At 67.7% G+C, this 14,425-nt stretch carries 16 protein-coding genes; 8 read left to right on the top strand and 8 right to left on the bottom strand.

The genetic code is table 11. The annotated features are described in order from the left end of the window. Window positions 1-74: 74 nt before the first annotated feature. From V9K99_RS17180 to V9K99_RS17170, 3 genes are read left to right on the top strand one after another with little or no spacing between them, the layout of a single operon-like run. The gene (locus tag V9K99_RS17180) at window positions 75-1,502 is read left to right on the top strand and encodes an ATP-binding protein (RefSeq protein ID WP_336999986.1); all 1,428 of its coding nucleotides are present in this window, start codon (window positions 75-77) and stop codon (window positions 1,500-1,502) included. Next, window positions 1,503-2,168, top strand: coding sequence for a class I SAM-dependent methyltransferase (locus V9K99_RS17175; protein ID WP_336999987.1), 666 nt, complete (start codon window positions 1,503-1,505; stop codon window positions 2,166-2,168). Between the two features lie 55 nt (window positions 2,169-2,223). After that, window positions 2,224-3,204: an SMP-30/gluconolactonase/LRE family protein gene (locus V9K99_RS17170; protein ID WP_336999988.1), complete on the top strand. Its 981-nt coding sequence runs from the start codon at window positions 2,224-2,226 to the stop codon at window positions 3,202-3,204. A gap of 7 nt (window positions 3,205-3,211) precedes the next feature. Here the strand turns inward: V9K99_RS17170 and V9K99_RS17165 are convergent, their stop codons facing one another. From V9K99_RS17165 to V9K99_RS17155, 3 genes are all read right to left on the bottom strand, one after another. Beyond that, window positions 3,212-4,261 carry a glycosyltransferase gene (locus V9K99_RS17165; protein WP_336999989.1) on the bottom strand — a complete coding sequence of 350 codons (1,050 nt, stop codon included), beginning with the start codon at window positions 4,259-4,261 and terminating at the stop codon, window positions 3,212-3,214. A gap of 72 nt (window positions 4,262-4,333) precedes the next feature. Then, a complete protein-coding gene (locus tag V9K99_RS17160; protein WP_336999990.1) occupies window positions 4,334-5,116 on the bottom strand; it encodes a dioxygenase family protein in 783 nt (260 codons plus the stop codon). 70 nt (window positions 5,117-5,186) lie between these two features. Next, on the bottom strand, window positions 5,187-6,962 hold the full coding sequence (locus V9K99_RS17155) for a BCCT family transporter (RefSeq protein ID WP_336999991.1): 1,776 nt from the start codon (window positions 6,960-6,962) through the stop codon (window positions 5,187-5,189). 130 nt (window positions 6,963-7,092) lie between these two features. On the opposite strand from V9K99_RS17155, the gene V9K99_RS17150 reads away from it, so the two are divergent. Next, window positions 7,093-7,947, top strand: coding sequence for an LLM class flavin-dependent oxidoreductase (locus tag V9K99_RS17150; protein WP_336999992.1), 855 nt, complete (start codon window positions 7,093-7,095; stop codon window positions 7,945-7,947). Here the strand turns inward: V9K99_RS17150 and V9K99_RS17145 are convergent. Together V9K99_RS17145 and V9K99_RS17140 are read right to left on the bottom strand one after the other, a co-directional pair. Further along, the gene (locus V9K99_RS17145; protein ID WP_336999993.1) at window positions 7,928-8,416 is read right to left on the bottom strand and encodes a DUF6328 family protein; all 489 of its coding nucleotides are present in this window, start codon (window positions 8,414-8,416) and stop codon (window positions 7,928-7,930) included. The two genes, V9K99_RS17150 and V9K99_RS17145, sit on opposite strands and share 20 nt — an antisense overlap. Window positions 8,417-8,513: 97 nt before the next feature. Next, window positions 8,514-8,717, bottom strand: coding sequence for a cold-shock protein (locus V9K99_RS17140; RefSeq protein ID WP_012921273.1), 204 nt, complete (start codon window positions 8,715-8,717; stop codon window positions 8,514-8,516). Between the two features lie 439 nt (window positions 8,718-9,156). Between V9K99_RS17140 and V9K99_RS17135 the strand changes: the two genes are divergently transcribed. Next, entirely contained in the window at window positions 9,157-9,432 is a 276-nt protein-coding gene (locus V9K99_RS17135; protein WP_336999994.1) for a protealysin inhibitor emfourin, read from the top strand. 18 nt (window positions 9,433-9,450) lie between these two features. Here the strand turns inward: V9K99_RS17135 and V9K99_RS17130 are convergent, their stop codons facing one another. Together V9K99_RS17130 and V9K99_RS17125 are read right to left on the bottom strand one after the other, a co-directional pair. Continuing rightward, window positions 9,451-10,224, bottom strand: coding sequence for a fructosamine kinase family protein (locus tag V9K99_RS17130; protein WP_336999995.1), 774 nt, complete (start codon window positions 10,222-10,224; stop codon window positions 9,451-9,453). Beyond that, on the bottom strand, window positions 10,184-11,401 hold the full coding sequence (locus V9K99_RS17125) for an MFS transporter (RefSeq protein WP_336999996.1): 1,218 nt from the start codon (window positions 11,399-11,401) through the stop codon (window positions 10,184-10,186). Before V9K99_RS17125 ends, V9K99_RS17130 begins: the two co-directional genes overlap by 41 nt. Window positions 11,402-11,451: 50 nt before the next feature. On the opposite strand from V9K99_RS17125, the gene V9K99_RS17120 reads away from it, so the two are divergent. Continuing rightward, window positions 11,452-12,117, top strand: coding sequence for a CGNR zinc finger domain-containing protein (locus V9K99_RS17120; RefSeq protein WP_336999997.1), 666 nt, complete (start codon window positions 11,452-11,454; stop codon window positions 12,115-12,117). A 189-nt stretch (window positions 12,118-12,306) separates the two neighbouring features. Continuing rightward, window positions 12,307-12,723 (top strand): VOC family protein, encoded by a 417-nt coding sequence (locus tag V9K99_RS17115; protein ID WP_336999998.1) that lies wholly within the window; start codon window positions 12,307-12,309, stop codon window positions 12,721-12,723. A gap of 47 nt (window positions 12,724-12,770) precedes the next feature. Here the strand turns inward: V9K99_RS17115 and V9K99_RS17110 are convergent, their stop codons facing one another. Further along, window positions 12,771-13,517 (bottom strand): phytanoyl-CoA dioxygenase family protein, encoded by a 747-nt coding sequence (locus V9K99_RS17110; protein ID WP_336999999.1) that lies wholly within the window; start codon window positions 13,515-13,517, stop codon window positions 12,771-12,773. Window positions 13,518-13,587: 70 nt separating this feature from the next. On the opposite strand from V9K99_RS17110, the gene V9K99_RS17105 reads away from it, so the two are divergent. After that, complete coding sequence (locus V9K99_RS17105) at window positions 13,588-14,421, top strand: helix-turn-helix transcriptional regulator (RefSeq protein WP_337000000.1); 834 nt, start codon at window positions 13,588-13,590, stop codon at window positions 14,419-14,421. The last annotated feature ends 4 nt before the right edge of the window (window positions 14,422-14,425 follow it).

The following is a 14,425-nucleotide window of genomic DNA, read 5'->3' as shown; positions in this document are numbered from 1 at the left end:
TGGATATCCTATCGGCCGTTTCGGAGGAGCCTCCGGATCGGGCCGGTATCCGAACACCGAGGGGGTACGGCGGGATGCCGAACGAGGCCGAGATCGACGAGTTCGCGCGACTGTTCACCGGGTTCCTGGAGCGGATGCAGCAGCATCGGCCGGCCGGCGGCCGGGAGAGCCTGCAGGACCGGCTGCGCGATCATCTCGGCGTCGAACCCGATCAGCTGCCGGTGGTCGCGTCGAGCTTCCCGTCGTACGACCTGCCGAACGTCCGGCTCGCGGTCGAGGCGTGGTTCGACTCCTACGAGGTGGTCGGGCTGGCCGGGTCGAATCGCGGTCACCACTCGCTCGGTGAGCTCCTCGAACTCGCGCAGTACGACCGGTTCGGCATCGGGGCGGTCGACTATCAGCGGCTGCAGATCGACGTTGACGAGGAGATGGACTGCGTCGCGTTCGGGTTCTACCTCGGTGTCCGGGGTGAGGATCGGTACGTCGCTCTGCTGCGCGCGGCGAATCCGCAGTACGGCCGGATGCGCGTCGACCTGGAGGTGCTGGCGACCACCAAGGCCGACAGCTTCCTGGATGCGCTGCCCGAGTTGATCCGGGAGCACAACATCTTCCGCGGGAAGGTGGTGTCGTTCGAGGGACACGAGTTCGGGCAGGGAGTGGGGCCGTTCCGGTTGCATCCGCGACCGGGGATCGGGCGTGCGGACGTCGTACTGCCGGAAGGCGTTCTCGAGCGGGTTGAGCGTGAGGTGATCGGGATTGCCGACCACCGGCAGACGCTGCTCGATGCCGGCCAGCACCTGCGTCGTGGGGTGCTGCTCTACGGTCCGCCTGGGACGGGCAAGACGCACACGGTGCGATACCTGCTGTCGCGGCTGCCGTCGTTCACCGTCGTACTGCTGGCGGGGACGAGCATCGGGTTCATCTCGCAGGCGTGTGCGCTGGCGCGGTTGCTGCAGCCGGCGCTGGTGGTGCTGGAGGACTGCGACCTGGTGGCAGAGGCTCGCGACTACTCGCACGGGATGGAGAACCCGTTGCTGTTCCAGGTCCTCAACGAGATGGACGGCCTGGCGGAGGACGCTGACGTGGCATTCCTGCTCACCACGAACCGCGCCGACCTCCTGGAACCGGCCCTCATGCAGCGCCCCGGCCGCGTCGACCTCGCGGTCGAGGTGCCCCTACCGGACGCCGTCGGTCGCGCTCGCCTGCTGGACCTTTACGGCCCGAGTCTGAACCTTCCGCCAGCTGTCGTCGACGAGGTCGTTACGCAGACGGAAGGTACGACGGCCTCCTTCATGAAGGAGCTGGTACGGCGAACCGTGCTGCTGGCCGCGGAGTCGGGAGTCGTCCCGTCAGCCGACCACCTACGGACAGCGGTAGCCGAGCTCCTGTCATCCCGCGACGCCCTCACCCGCCGCCTCCTCGGCGCGACAAGCGGAAACGTCCCGAACTACACCCCACCGCCGTCCGCCGTCCCCGGCATCTACCCAGGATCGGCCGGCTAGATGCGCTACTACGAGGTTGAGCCTGAGGCCGTGTATCGGCAGGTGGCGCGCGAGCACAAAACCCAGTGGAGTGATGTCTTCGCGCCCGAGCACAGTGGCGGGTTCGACGAGTTCCCGAACCGGGCGTTCCTCGAACGGGTGCTTCCCGAGCTCGGTCAGCTCGGCGATGTGCTCGAGTACGGGTGCGGCACCGGCCCGGCCGCATGTTTCCTCGCCGAACGGGGTCTGCGGGTCGACGCGGTGGACCTGATCCCGGAGGCGATCGAGCTGGCTCGCCGGTTTGCACACGAGCGTGGGCTCCGGGTGAACTTCGCCGTACAGGATGTGTGTCGGTGGCCGGAGGCCGTCGAGAAGCGGTATGACCTTGTCCTCGACAGCTACTGCCTTCAGAACATCGTTCTCGACGAGGACCGGGCGGCGTTGTTTCGCGGCGTACGTGATCGGCTCAGACCGGCCGGCCACTACCTGATTTCGACCGCGTTGTACGACCCGGATCGGGTGTACGGCGACGGTTTTCGGTACGACCCAGCGACGGGTATCTGCTACCGGGGCGAGCTGCCCTACCGCCGCCATCTCACGCCGTCGGCCCTGCGCGCAGAGCTGACCAGCATGGGCTTCACGGTGCTCTCGCTCACCGGCACCGATGTGGTCTGCGTGCGGTCGTAGCTGAACGACTCAGTTGAAGTGGTCGGCCCGGAAGGGGAGCGCTAGGGTCGGCGGCATGAGATCGAGGATTGCTCCGGTCCGTTGGACGCCTCCGCCTGCGCCGCCTCGCCGGGAACCCACGCGCATCGACGTTGAGACTGTCGCGTTGCCGGGGGAGGGGCCTGAGGACACGCTGATCGACGATGACGGCAGTGTGCTCACCGGGCTCTACGACGGACGCATCCTGCGCGTCAGTGCGGACGGGAAGACGATCACGACGCTCGCCGACACGGGTGGGCGGCCGCTCGGGCTGGAGTGGTTGCCGGACGGGAAGGTGCTGATCTGCGACGCCAATCGCGGGCTGCTGACACTCGACAAGGACGGGCGGGTCACGACCCTGCTGTCCGAGGTCGAAGGCCGGCCGATGCGGTTCTGCAACAACGCGGACGTGACGCCGGACGGGACGATCTACTTCACCGACTCGTCGACGCGGTTCGGCATCGATGAGTGGATGGCGGATCTGCTCGAGCATTCCGCGACCGGGAGCGTGTACCGGCTGACCCCGGATGGTGAATTGACGCGACTGGCCACGGACCGGGCCTTCCCGAATGGCGTCGCGCTGAGCGGAGACCGTCGTACCCTCTTCTGGGCCGAGAGCGCGACGTACGGCCTCTACAAGCTCGACCTCACGACCGATGGCGCCGAGCCGGAGCTGGTCGCCGCGATCCCGGGTCTGCCGGACAACATCGCCCGGGGTTCCGACGGCCTCATCTGGGTGACCATCGGCTCGCCACGGAATGCGTTGCTGGACTTCCTGCTGCCGAAGCAGCCGTTCCTGCGGACGATCGTCTGGAACCTGCCCGAGGCGCTGAAGCCGAAGCCGGCCGACGTGATCGAGATCCAGGCGTACGACGACAACGGCACACTGATCCACGACCTCCGCGCGCACCACCCCGACTTCCACATGCCCACCGGGGTCCGCGAACGCGACGGAAAGGTCTGGCTGGGCAGCATCGGCGCCAGCACCCTCGCCACCTTCCCCACCCCACCCCGCTGAATCGCACCTACACCCCCGGGCGCCGCGTCACCGCAGATTCGTGAGGCGTCCAGGGGTGGGCGCGTTCGGCGGATGGGCCGTGGGGGTTGTCGGGCCAGACGGTGGGATGGGTGGCGGTAGTGGCTTCGCCGGGTTGGGTGCGGGCTGCGGTAACCGCTGCTACCAACGCCTGCCGGGTGATGTCGGCGTTGTAGCGTGCGCCGATCCATTCCCTCGCAGCAAGTCGAAGCGGGTCGTCTGCCGGAACGTCGGCCAAAGCCAGGGCTCGGTCGGCCAGGAGGTGAGGTCGCGCGTCCGGGATCGCCCAAGCACCAGGCGCCTCGAACAGTTCGACGCCGCCGCCGGCCGGGTAGCCGACGACGAGGCAGCCGGCTGACAACGCCTCGGCGACGGGTAGCCCGAACCCTTCCGAGATGCCCAGCGCGATGAAGACCGAGGTCTGCCCGAGCGCGTCGGCGACCTGCTCCTCGCTCAGACCCGAGAGTGACAGGAGCTCGACGTCCTTGGTCCGCGGGTCGTTGCGCAGGATTCGCTCCACGATCGTTGCCTCCAGTGGACGGCGGCGTGGCATCCATGCGATGCGTCGTACGTCGCGCGGTCCGGGCCGGAAGAGTTCACCGTCCACGGGGTTGGGGATGTGGCTGAGCGGCAGATGCAGGTGCACTCTGGCCAGCACATCCATGCTCTCCCGGGACACTGCCCAGACGTGCGGCTCCGGGTCCCAGCCCGGGTAGCCCTCGGTGTCGCGCCAGGACCAGAAGGTCAGGAAGTGGTTCTGGTTGAAGATGACCTTCCGCGCGCCGGGTGCCGGGTCGACTCCCGGCAGGAGATACAGCTCCGGCACCACCAGCAGGTCTTCCGCGGTGAGGTCGAGGTGGTCACCCGACACCATGGGCAGCGAGTTCGCGAACCACGGGATCCGGTAGCCGGGGGTGCGACACCAGATCGCCGCCTCGATGCCGGCGTCGAGGAGCAGTTCGACGTGGCGTGCGATGACCCGGAGACCCCCACCCGGCGCCTCGGGCTCTTTGACCGCGTAGATGACGCGTCCGCTCACCTGACAACCTCGAACCCAGCCATGGCCGGGAAGCCTAACGATTGCCAGGGGCAACCGGTCGGACGGAGGGCGTCAGCCGATCTTCCAGGAGCGTTTGGACAGGCCGTACCAGAAGCCGTCGACCACGGTGTCGGCCGAGCGGAGCTTGTCCTCGGACGCGCCGAGGGTGACGAAGAGCGGAGCGAAGTGCTCGGTCCGCGGGTGGGCGATGGTGGCGGCCGGGGCCTTGTGGAGGAAGTCGATGAGGGAGTCGACATCCTGGGCCTCGAGCATCCGCTTGGTCCACTCGTCGAACTCGATCGACCAGGCCGGCGCGGGTGCGTCGGCTGCTGCACCCAGGTTCATCTCACGGAGGTTGTGGGTGGTGAAGCCGCTGCCGACGATCAGGACGCCCTGGTCGCGGAGCGGTGCCAGCTTCTGACCGATCCGGAACAGCTCGGCCGGGTCCAGAGATGGCATCGACACCTGGAGGACGGGGATGTCCGCTTCCGGGTACATCTCCTTCAGCGGTACGTACGCACCGTGATCCAGCCCGCGTTGCGGGTCGTCGTACACGGGAGTGGCGGGGGAGTGCAGCAGCTTGCGGACCTGCTCGGCGAGCTGCGGTGCGCCTGGAGCGGCGTACGTCACCTGGTAGTAGCGCTCCGGGAAGCCCCAGAAGTCGTAGAGCAGCGGCACGGTCTCGGTCGCGCCGAGGGTGAGCGGTGCGGCCTCCCAGTGCGCCGACACGATCAGGATCGCGGTCGGGCGTGTCATCCCGGCGGACACCGCCGCCAGCTCGGCCGTCCACAGACGGTCGTCGGCCAGCGGCGGTGCGCCATGGCTGAGGTAAAGAACCGGCATCTGCCCGGTCATCGAGGGCCTCACCTTCTCGGAAGTCATGCTCCTTCCAATGTAGTTGAACCCTCAATTTATTCCTAGCCCATCAGAGCCCGGGCTTCGGCGGTGGCACCTCACCCCTCGGCTGCGGCGACTCAGGGATCTCGGTCCGCGCGTCGTGCCCGTTGCCGGCGACGACCAGGGAGAAGTCGTCGCCGTGGTTGCTGACGCCCTCGATCACCGCAGCCTCGACCGCCTCCGAGCCGATCGCATGCCGCAGCATCAGGGGATCCGTCCGCAGATCCTTGGCCAGCGCGACCGCCAGCCCGACCATCACCACCGCGAACGGGAGTGCGGCCGCGATGGTCAGGTTCTGCAGGCCCTGGAGTGCCTTGGCCCCGCCACCGCCGACCAGCAGCATCACCGCCGCGACGGCTCCGGTGAGCACGCCCCAGAAGATCACCACCGGCTTCCTCGGCTCGATCGCGCCACGCTCGGACAGCGTGCCCATCACGATCGACGCGGCGTCGGCCCCGGACACGAAGAAGATCGCGACCAGGAGGACGACCACGATCGTCGTCACCGCCGTGAGCGGGATGTGATCCAGCATCCCGAACAGCTGGCCTTCGGTGGTGGCCTGTCCGGCGATGTCGACCCCGTTGCGCTGCAGGTCGATCGCCGTACCGCCGAAGATGCAGAACCAGACCAGGCTGACCAGCGACGGCACCAGCAGGACGCCGGTGACGAACTGCCGGATGGTCCGGCCGCGGCTGATCCGCGCGATGAACATCCCGACGAACGGCGTCCAGGAGATCCACCAGGCCCAGTAGAAGACGGTCCAGCCGGACAGCCACTTCGCCATCGCGTCGCCGCCGCTGGCCTCGGTCCGCGCCGCCATCTCGGACAGATCGCGGAAGTAGTCGCCGATCGCGGTCGGGACCAGGTTGAGGATCAGCACGGTCGGCCCGGCGACGAAGACGAAGAGCGCCAGTACGACGGCCAGCACCATGTTGATGTTGGACAGCCACTGGATGCCCTTCGCGACCCCGGACACCGCCGACGCGACGAACGCGGCAGTCAGTACGGCGATCACGCCGACGAGCACTGCGTTACCGGTCTTGTCGAGCCAGCCCAGGATCTGTACGCCGGAGCCGATCTGGAGTGCGCCCAGCCCGAGCGACGCGGCCGAGCCGAACAGCGTCGCGAAGATCGCGAGGCTGTCGATGACCTTGCCGATCGGTCCTTCGGTACGGCGGCCGAGCAGCGGAGCGAACGCGGAACTGATCAACTGCGACCGCCCGCGCCGGAAGGTGCCGTAGGCAATGGCTATGCCGACGACGGCGTAGATCGCCCACGGGTGCAGGGTCCAGTGGAACAGTGTCGTCGCCATCGCGGTCTCGAGGGCTGCGGACGAACCGGCCTCGACGGTACCGGGCGGGGGACTGGTGAAGTGGCTCAGCGGTTCGCTGACGCCGTAGAACATCAGGCCGATGCCCATGCCGGCGCTGAACATCATCGCCACCCAGGACACGGTCTTGAACTCGGGCTGTTCGTCGTCGGCGCCGAGCGGGATCCGCCCGTACTTGCTGGCCGCCAGCCAGATCACGTAGACGACGAAGCCGGAGGCCAGCAGGACGAACAGCCAGCCGGTGTTGGTCTCGACCCAGGTCAGGGCCGAGGTGGACGCCGTACCGAGACCGGTGGCGTCGGCGAAGCCCCAGGCGACGAAGGCCAGGGCGATGACCGCGGTGACGCCGAAGACGACGCGGTCGAGGCCGGAGCCGCGACTTCGGCTGCCGGGCGGTGGGGGTGCTGCGATTGCGGGGTGTTCTGCATGGTCGTGGTTCGTGTTCTCTGCCGGGCTGTCGATGTCGATCGCCACAGGTGAATCACGCCTCGCTTCGGCGCGCCTCCGTTTCGATTTGGTAGGGGGACTGCCTTAAGACCGTGTCGAAGTTCGTGGCAAAACGCAACAATCGTGGTTTCGGCCACACTCGGCTTAGGGTGCGGCCATGCGATTCGGTATCACGATCCTTCCGGAGTACCGCTGGAGCGAGGCAGCGCCGCGGTGGCGGCGGGCGGAGGAGCTCGGCTTCGATCACGCCTGGACGTACGACCACCTGACCTGGAGCGGCCTGCAGGACTCACCGTGGTACGGGACGACGCCGACGCTGACCGCGGCGGCGCTGGTGACGTCGACGATCAAGCTGGGCAGCTTCGTCATCTCGCCGAACTTCCGTCACCCGCTGGCACTGACCCGGGACATCCTGGCGCTGGACGACGTCTCGGACGGCCGGTTCCTCTGCGGTCTCGGGTCGGGCGGTGGGATCGACACCACGATCCAGGGCGGCGACGACCTGAGCCCGCGGCAGAAGGTGGATCGGTTCTCCGAGTTCGTCATACTGCTGGACAAGCTGCTCACCACGGATCGGGTCGACTTCAAGGGTGAGTACTTCGAGACGCGCAACGGGCGGACGTTGCCAGGGTGTGTGCAGCAGCCGCGGGTGCCGTTCATCATGGCCGCGAACGGGCCGCGGTCGCTGAGACTGGCAACCAAGTACGGCGCCGGCTGGGTGACGACCGGGGTGAAGTCACCCGACTTCGACACGTGGTTCGCGACGGTGGTCGACCTGAGCCGGCGGTTGGACGACGTACTAGAGGGCCGGCCGTTCGACCGCTACCTCGCGCTGGACTCGGCGCGCTTCTCGCTGAGCAGCGTGGACGCCTTCGAGGACGTGGTGGGACGCGCGGCCGAGCTCGGCTTCACCGATGTGATCACGCACTGGCCCCGCGCCGAGGGCGTATACGCCGGCTCCGAGGAAGTCCTCGAGAAGGTGGCGGCCGAGGTCATTCCTCGTTGGAGTTAGCGCGGACCCAGGCCGGGATGACGTACCAGAAGACGGCGAACCAGGCCAGGACCAGTGCGGCGATGACGATGGCGAGCGACCGGGGCAGTACGACGTCGAGCGCGAGCTGGACACCACCGGCCATCGCGATGATCAGGAAGACGAGTCCTGCCGAGGTCATGTGACCGGCGATCGGCAGCATCCGGTCGCGCAGCTTCTGCCGGTAGACCAGCCGGTGGAACGACACCGGCGCGAGGAACAGGCCGACGGCGAGGGCGGAGGCGATCAGGGTCCCGGCGTACACGTCGTGGGTGAACGTGTCCGCCTCCTGGAACTTCGCCTGGAACGCGATGCTGAGCAGGAACGCGAACAGGATCTGGGTGCCGGTCTGGGCCAGCCTGAGCTCCTGCAGCAGCTCGTTCCAGTGCCGGTCGAGCTTCTTCGCCTCGTCCTCACCGTCGCGGTCGTACCGAGCCTCAGGTTCGGTCATGTTTCTGACGGTACCCGTCGGTAAACGGCGAAGGGGCCGCACACCGATCGGTGTACGGCCCCTTCGTCTCAGTTTCGAGAAGGGTGATCTGAAGTGATCAGATCGGGCGGATGTTCTCCGCCTGCAGGCCCTTCTGGCCCTGGGTGATCTCGAACTCGACGCGCTGGTTCTCGTCCAGCGAGCGGAAGCCCGAGGTCTGGATGGCCGAGTAGTGCGCGAACACGTCCGCGCCACCGTCATCCGGGGTGATGAAGCCGAAGCCCTTGTCAGCGTTGAACCACTTGACAGTACCGACAGCCATTTGTGTCTATCTCCTTGATGGCTTGTAACAAACCGCGACCCACACCTCATGAGCCACGTGTCGCCGAAAGGCCCCAGAAGACAGAACCGGCCATGCAGCACAGCGAAAGTCAGTGGGAGTCCAAAAGTGCAACGCGATAACTGTAGCCGATCTGAGGCCTTGTGGAAGGGGTGACCACGAACACGTGTCGCTGATTGTCGCCGCCTGCCACGCTCTGTGAACAGCCCACTCCGGCACCGAAACCTGCCGCCGGGACCACGAAATCCCGCGCCGACCTGCTGGTTCGCCGTCCGGACCGGGATCCGGGCCGTTCCAACGTGGCACAAGGCGCCGGTACGCCGGGTGATGGACGCGCGAACCTGATCGATTTTTCCGGCGTGTCGCACGACTCTGGACATTCGTTGCACGGCACGCAATGGTGGCCCCGAAGGAGGCACGGTTGATCGTCAAAGTAACCCGCAGCGGAGGTTTCGCCGGCCTGATGGCCCACGGCGAGCTCGACACCACCGGCCAGCCCGACGCGGACCGGCTCGAGGCGGCCCTGCAGGCCCTCGACCCCGCGCGACTCGGTTCCGGTCGTCCACAGCCCGACCGGTACGTGTACCGCGTGGAGGTGCGTGACACCCCGGATACGGATGCCACGCACCTCACGGTCGCCGAGCAGGATCTGGACGAGACCACAGCCTGGCTGCTCGACCGCGTGCTCCAGAGCTAGGGTCCCAACCAAACTTCTCTAGCTGTACTTGTGGGCCATCGCGATCGCCTGCGGCACGTAGCTCTCGCCGAACAGCACCACGTGGGTCAGCAGCGGGTGCAGCCGGTGCAGCCCGACCCGGTCGCGCCACCCGTCGGCGAGTGGATGTGCCTCGTCGTACGCGCGGAGCACGCGTTCGAGCTGTGGCAGGCCGAAGAGGCCGAGCATGGCGAGGTCTGTCTCGCGGTGTCCGCCGTGCGCGGCCGGATCGATCAGGTGTACGCCGTTGGTGCACCAGAGCACGTTGCCGGACCACAGGTCGCCGTGGATCCGGCTCGGCTGCTCGGACGGGTCGTCGTACACCCCGGCCTCCAGACGGACGCACACCTGCTCGAACACGTGCAACTGGTGGCCGTCGATTGTGCCCTGGTTGTACGCCGACCGCAGGTAGGGCCGGATCCGCAGGTTCGCGTAGAACTCGCCCCACGACTTCACCGGCTCCAGGGCATGTGGCAGCCCGATCGTGCCGATGTAACCGTCCGTGTCCCAGTCATCCGGCGGTACGCCGAAGTGCCGGGCCCCGGCGTCGTGAGTGACTGCCAGCCGCCGTCCGAACTCGTCAGCCGCGGCACCGGTCGGTGGAGCGAGCTCGAGCTTGACTGTGCTCAACTCGCTGGGGGAGACGTCCAGCGGCTCCGCAACCGGCACCCCACGGGGTACCGCGAGCCACCGCAGCCCGGCGGCCTCGACCTCGAAGAACCCTGGTGGCGCGTCATGCCGCCTCTTCACAAACCTGTCGCCCAGGACGGTCATGTTCGCACTCTGCCATCCGCACCCAACGCCGAGCCAGCACCGGCTCGCTCAACATGACCACAGCTGCCACGGCCGCCAGCAGGCTGCCTACCAAGGCCACACTGCGCACGCCGGCGCCGGCGATCAGGACGCCGCCGATGAAGGCCCCTGCAGCGATGCCTACGTTGAACGCCGAGCTGCTGCCGGCTGATGCCATGTCTGTGCTGCCGGGAGCCACCTGCAGTGTTCTGCTCTGCAGTGCGACGGCCAGCCCGCTCAAGGCCAGGCCTGCGGTCGCGATGAGCAGCACTGTGGGCGCCTTCCATTGCCCGAGGACGTAGAGCCCGCCGAGTGCGCAAGCAATCACTGCAAGCGGTACGACCACTGCTCCCCACGGGTAACGGTCGAGAACGCGGCCGACGAGCAGAGTCCCGGTCAGGCCGCCCAGTCCGCTCGCCAGCAGGATCGGACCGAGTGCACTGGAGGTGAAGCCGGTGATGTCGAGCAGGAACGGCGTGACGTAGGTGTTGAAGGTCAGAAAGCCAGTCACCCCAACTGCCGAGGCGACGAGCAGTATGGCGTACCGACGTACGTCCGGAGCGCTGCCGCGTCCGGAGGCACCGTTGCGGACCTCCACAGCCGGGAGGAGGCATGCGATGCCCACGGAGGCCGCAGCGCCCAGGCCGGCCATCAAGGCAAAGGGAGCGCGCCAGCCCGCCTGCTCACCCAGCCAGGTACCGAGTGGGATGCCGAGCACCGGTGCGAGCGCCGTACCGATCGCCAGACGGGCGACCACTCGGCCGCGGACCTCCGGCGGGAACAGGCTGGTCGCGATCGGCGGGGCAATCGACCAGAAGAGTGCCTGCGACAGCGCGGTGACCAGTCGCGCACCGAAGAGGACCTCGTACGTCGGTGCGACGGTAGCGGCCGTGGTCGCCACCGCCATGACACCCAGTGTGCTGCCGAGTACGAGTCGGCGAGGGAGGTGGTGAGTGAGTCGGGTCAGCGGGATGGAGGCCAGGACGACGATGACGGCGTACCCGGTGACCAGGAGACCGACTTCGGAGCGGGAGCGGCCGAGGTCGTCGGCCATCACCGTGAGCAGGCCGATCGGCAGCACTTCGATGGTGACGTACGAGAACGTGCTGAGTGCGAGCATCACCAGTGCGGCGTTGGCGCGGCGGGACGTGATGGACATCTTTCACCTGCGATTCCAGTGTTGGATCGTATGGTGGTAGCGTCTCACCCATGACCGACAGTTTTCGCGACGAACTCCGGATCGTGGGTGGTCATCCTGCCCTGGACCTGGTGAACACAGTGGCGCCCCGCGTGCCCGGTGAAACCGGTGGGCGGGACTACCTGCCCGATGCCGCCACGCTGCTCGCGTGGAGCCGCCGGATCGAGATCGTCGACCCGGCCGAGGCGGCTGCTGTCGAGGCAGTGTGGGGGAGCACGCCCGACCTGGCCGAGACAGCCCTGCGCGCGACCGTCGAGATCCGCGAAGCGACCTACACCGTGCTCGCCCAGCGTGCGTCCGGAGTAGGCCCGAAGCCGGCGAACTTCGAGCACGAACAGGGGCCGGCATTCGAGCGGCTGATGCTGCGCTGGGCTGCCGCGTCCGCCCGCTCGATGCTGGTGTCGAGGGACAGGGGCCCGGGCGTCGCCGAGCTACGGGTCGGTACGTCGCCGGCGCTGATGATCCCCGATCGCCTGGTCGCCGCCGCGGTCGAACTGCTGCGAACCGTCGAGCTCCGACAGTTGCGCGCGTGTCCGGTGGCCGACGGCGGCTGCGGCTTCCTGTTCCTCGACCGCAGCCGGAACGGGTCGCGCCGCTGGTGCTCGATGGACGACTGCGGGACCCAGGCGAAGATCCGCAAGCTGAGCGCCCGGCGCCGTTCCGCTTCCACTGTCTGACCGATTAGCCGGTACGACGCCCTCCTGCTCACCGCCCGCGATCGGGTGACCTGTCAACAAGGCGTGTCGAAAGATGCGAACTGTCCGTCCGACCTGTCATCGTAGGCGGCCGGGCCTTCCGACCACGACGGGCCTGGCCGGTCCTGCCCCTGACAGGGGTGGGCAGTCGAAACAGAAGTTGGAGGACAGATGACGCAGGTGGCAGAGCAGCCGGGCAGTACTGCCGGGCGGCTCGGCTCGGTGGTGCTGGACTGCCCGGACCCACTCGAGCTCGCCCAGTTCTACTCGGCGCTGCTGGGGCTGGAGATCGACGAGAACGGTGACGACGACTGGCGGAGCCTGACCGGCCCCGGCTCGTCGCTCGGGTTCTCGACGCTGGCCTTCCGGCGCTCGGAGGAGTACGTGCCGGCCACATGGCCCGGCACCGACGCGCAGGATCTCCATCTCGACCTCATCGTCGAGGACCTTTCCAGCGGCCACGCCAGCGTGACCGCGCTCGGGGCCGAACCACTCGACCCCCTGGACCCACCACCCGCCGACGACGCCCGGGGCTGGCGCATCTACGCCGACCCCGCGGGTCACCCGTTCCGGATCTGCCTCGAGTAGGCCTGCCCGTGCCCGCCCCGGCCTTCGCGGCCGGGGCGGGCCGGATATCACCCCCAGTCGGCACTTCCCGAAAACGGGAAGTGCCGGCTTTCGTCGTACCGGGGCCGCGGCTGGTAGCTGTTCACGCCCGGCTCGCCGCGCAGCTGAAAGGCGCTCGGGTACGGCGTCTCCGGATCGGTGATCCGGGTCGACGTCGGGATGTACCGGATCGTCAGGCCGCAGCGCCGCCGCGGCGATGTGTTCGCGTTGCTCCCGTGCACGATGTTCGGGTGATGCACCTCGACATCACCCGGCGCCAGCACCATGTCGACGGCCTTCGACTCGTCGACCTCGACCGCGATCTCCTTGCCCAGCACGCTCTCCACGTCCGTGTTGTCGCGCATCCCGGCGACCTCCGACCGGTGGCTGCCGGGGATCACCCGCACGCATCCGTTCTCCGGCGTCGAGTGGTCGATCGCCAGCCACAGCGTCACCACCTTCATCGGCTCGAGCGGCCAGAACGCAGCGTCCTGATGCCATAGCACGGGCTGGCCGGAGTACGGCGGCTTGGAGATGTAGTGCGACGCGAACAGTGCGATGTCCGGTCCGACGAACCGCTCGGCGATGTCGAGCAGTCGGTCGTCACTCACCAGTCGCAGCCAGAACGGGTCGTCGCGCAGGTAGATGTGCCCGAGTTGCTCGGGCCGTACGTCGGGATGCCGATCCTGCAGCCATTCGACATGATCGTTCACTTCCTTGATCAGTTGGTCGTCGATCACATCGCGGAAGATGACATATCCATCGCTCTCATACATGTCTTCATGCTGCTGTCCGGACCCAGCGGCCAACTAGCAACGAGCTGACGAGAACTTGTAGCTTGTTGATGTGAATCAGGTACTGCGGTTCGAGTCGCATGCCTTCGGCCGGCCCTTTCACGCTGCTCGGGTCCGCATCCCAGCGCGTGCCCGCGACACCGAGCTGCACACGCATGCCGACTTCCACGAGTTCATGGGCGTCGTGTCCGGTGCCGGCGAACACTTGCTGACCAGTGGGGTTGAGCAACTGCGGGCCGGCGATGTCGTTCTGGTCCGGCCGAGCGATAGGCACGCGGTCCGCGGCTCGGCACCCGATGGGCTGGAGTTCGTGAACGTGGCGTTCCCGAGCTCGGCCTGGCAAGGGTTCCTCGACCTGACCCGGACCAACCCGAGTGCCAGCTGGGCGTCGGTGCGGGGCCCCGTCGGCTTCCACGCGCCGGACGCGATCGCCGTCTTCGAACACGCGCTGGAACGCTTCCAGGACGAGCCGGGTCCGTACGACCTGATGCGGTTCTGGATAGACCTGATCCCGCTGGTCTCCCCAGCCGAACTGACTGTCCGCGTGGGAACACCGGATTGGCTGGCAAAGGCCTGTACGGCGATGCGCGCCGAGGACAACCTCCAAGCCGGCGTGCCCAGACTGCTCGAGCTCGCCGGCGTCAGCCCCGCCCACCTGTCCCGATCAATGCGAGCGGCGTACGGCGTGACCCCCACCGACTTCGTCACCGACCTCCGCCTCGAGCACGCCGCATCGTTGCTCGCAGCAACAAACGAGCCGGTCGCCGCCATCGCCGCCCGCTGCGGCTTCGCCAGCCAGTCCTACTTCAGCCGCTGCTTCGCGAACGCCCACCAGCTCTCACCCCGCGAGTTCCGCCGCCGCTCCCAACGAGCGTTCGTCCCGTAGCCGC

Source organism: Kribbella sp. CCNWLW201 (assembly GCF_037203805.1).
In the GTDB taxonomy this organism is placed as follows: Bacteria; Actinomycetota; Actinomycetes; order Propionibacteriales; family Kribbellaceae; genus Kribbella.
The sequence above is the reverse complement of the archived record's forward strand: the minus strand, read 5'-3'. Positions and strand labels throughout refer to the sequence as shown.

Bases quoted from the DNA above. Each gene is read 5' to 3' on its own strand.
- V9K99_RS17180 (WP_336999986.1), top strand. From the start codon at position 75: ATGCCGAACGAGGCCGAGATCGACGAGTTCGCGCGACTGTTCACCGGG.
- V9K99_RS17170 (WP_336999988.1), top strand. From the start codon at position 2,224: ATGAGATCGAGGATTGCTCCGGTCCGTTGGACGCCTCCGCCTGCGCCG.
- V9K99_RS17120 (WP_336999997.1), top strand. From the start codon at position 11,452: ATGACCGACAGTTTTCGCGACGAACTCCGGATCGTGGGTGGTCATCCT.
- V9K99_RS17145 (WP_336999993.1), bottom strand. From the start codon at position 8,416: ATGACCGAACCTGAGGCTCGGTACGACCGCGACGGTGAGGACGAGGCG.
- V9K99_RS17130 (WP_336999995.1), bottom strand. From the start codon at position 10,224: ATGACCGTCCTGGGCGACAGGTTTGTGAAGAGGCGGCATGACGCGCCA.
- V9K99_RS17110 (WP_336999999.1), bottom strand. From the start codon at position 13,517: ATGTATGAGAGCGATGGATATGTCATCTTCCGCGATGTGATCGACGAC.
- V9K99_RS17115 (WP_336999998.1), top strand. From the start codon at position 12,307: ATGACGCAGGTGGCAGAGCAGCCGGGCAGTACTGCCGGGCGGCTCGGC.
- V9K99_RS17150 (WP_336999992.1), top strand. From the start codon at position 7,093: ATGCGATTCGGTATCACGATCCTTCCGGAGTACCGCTGGAGCGAGGCA.
- V9K99_RS17160 (WP_336999990.1), bottom strand. From the start codon at position 5,116: ATGACCGGGCAGATGCCGGTTCTTTACCTCAGCCATGGCGCACCGCCG.
- V9K99_RS17175 (WP_336999987.1), top strand. From the start codon at position 1,503: ATGCGCTACTACGAGGTTGAGCCTGAGGCCGTGTATCGGCAGGTGGCG.
- V9K99_RS17140 (WP_012921273.1), bottom strand. From the start codon at position 8,717: ATGGCTGTCGGTACTGTCAAGTGGTTCAACGCTGACAAGGGCTTCGGC.
- V9K99_RS17125 (WP_336999996.1), bottom strand. From the start codon at position 11,401: ATGTCCATCACGTCCCGCCGCGCCAACGCCGCACTGGTGATGCTCGCA.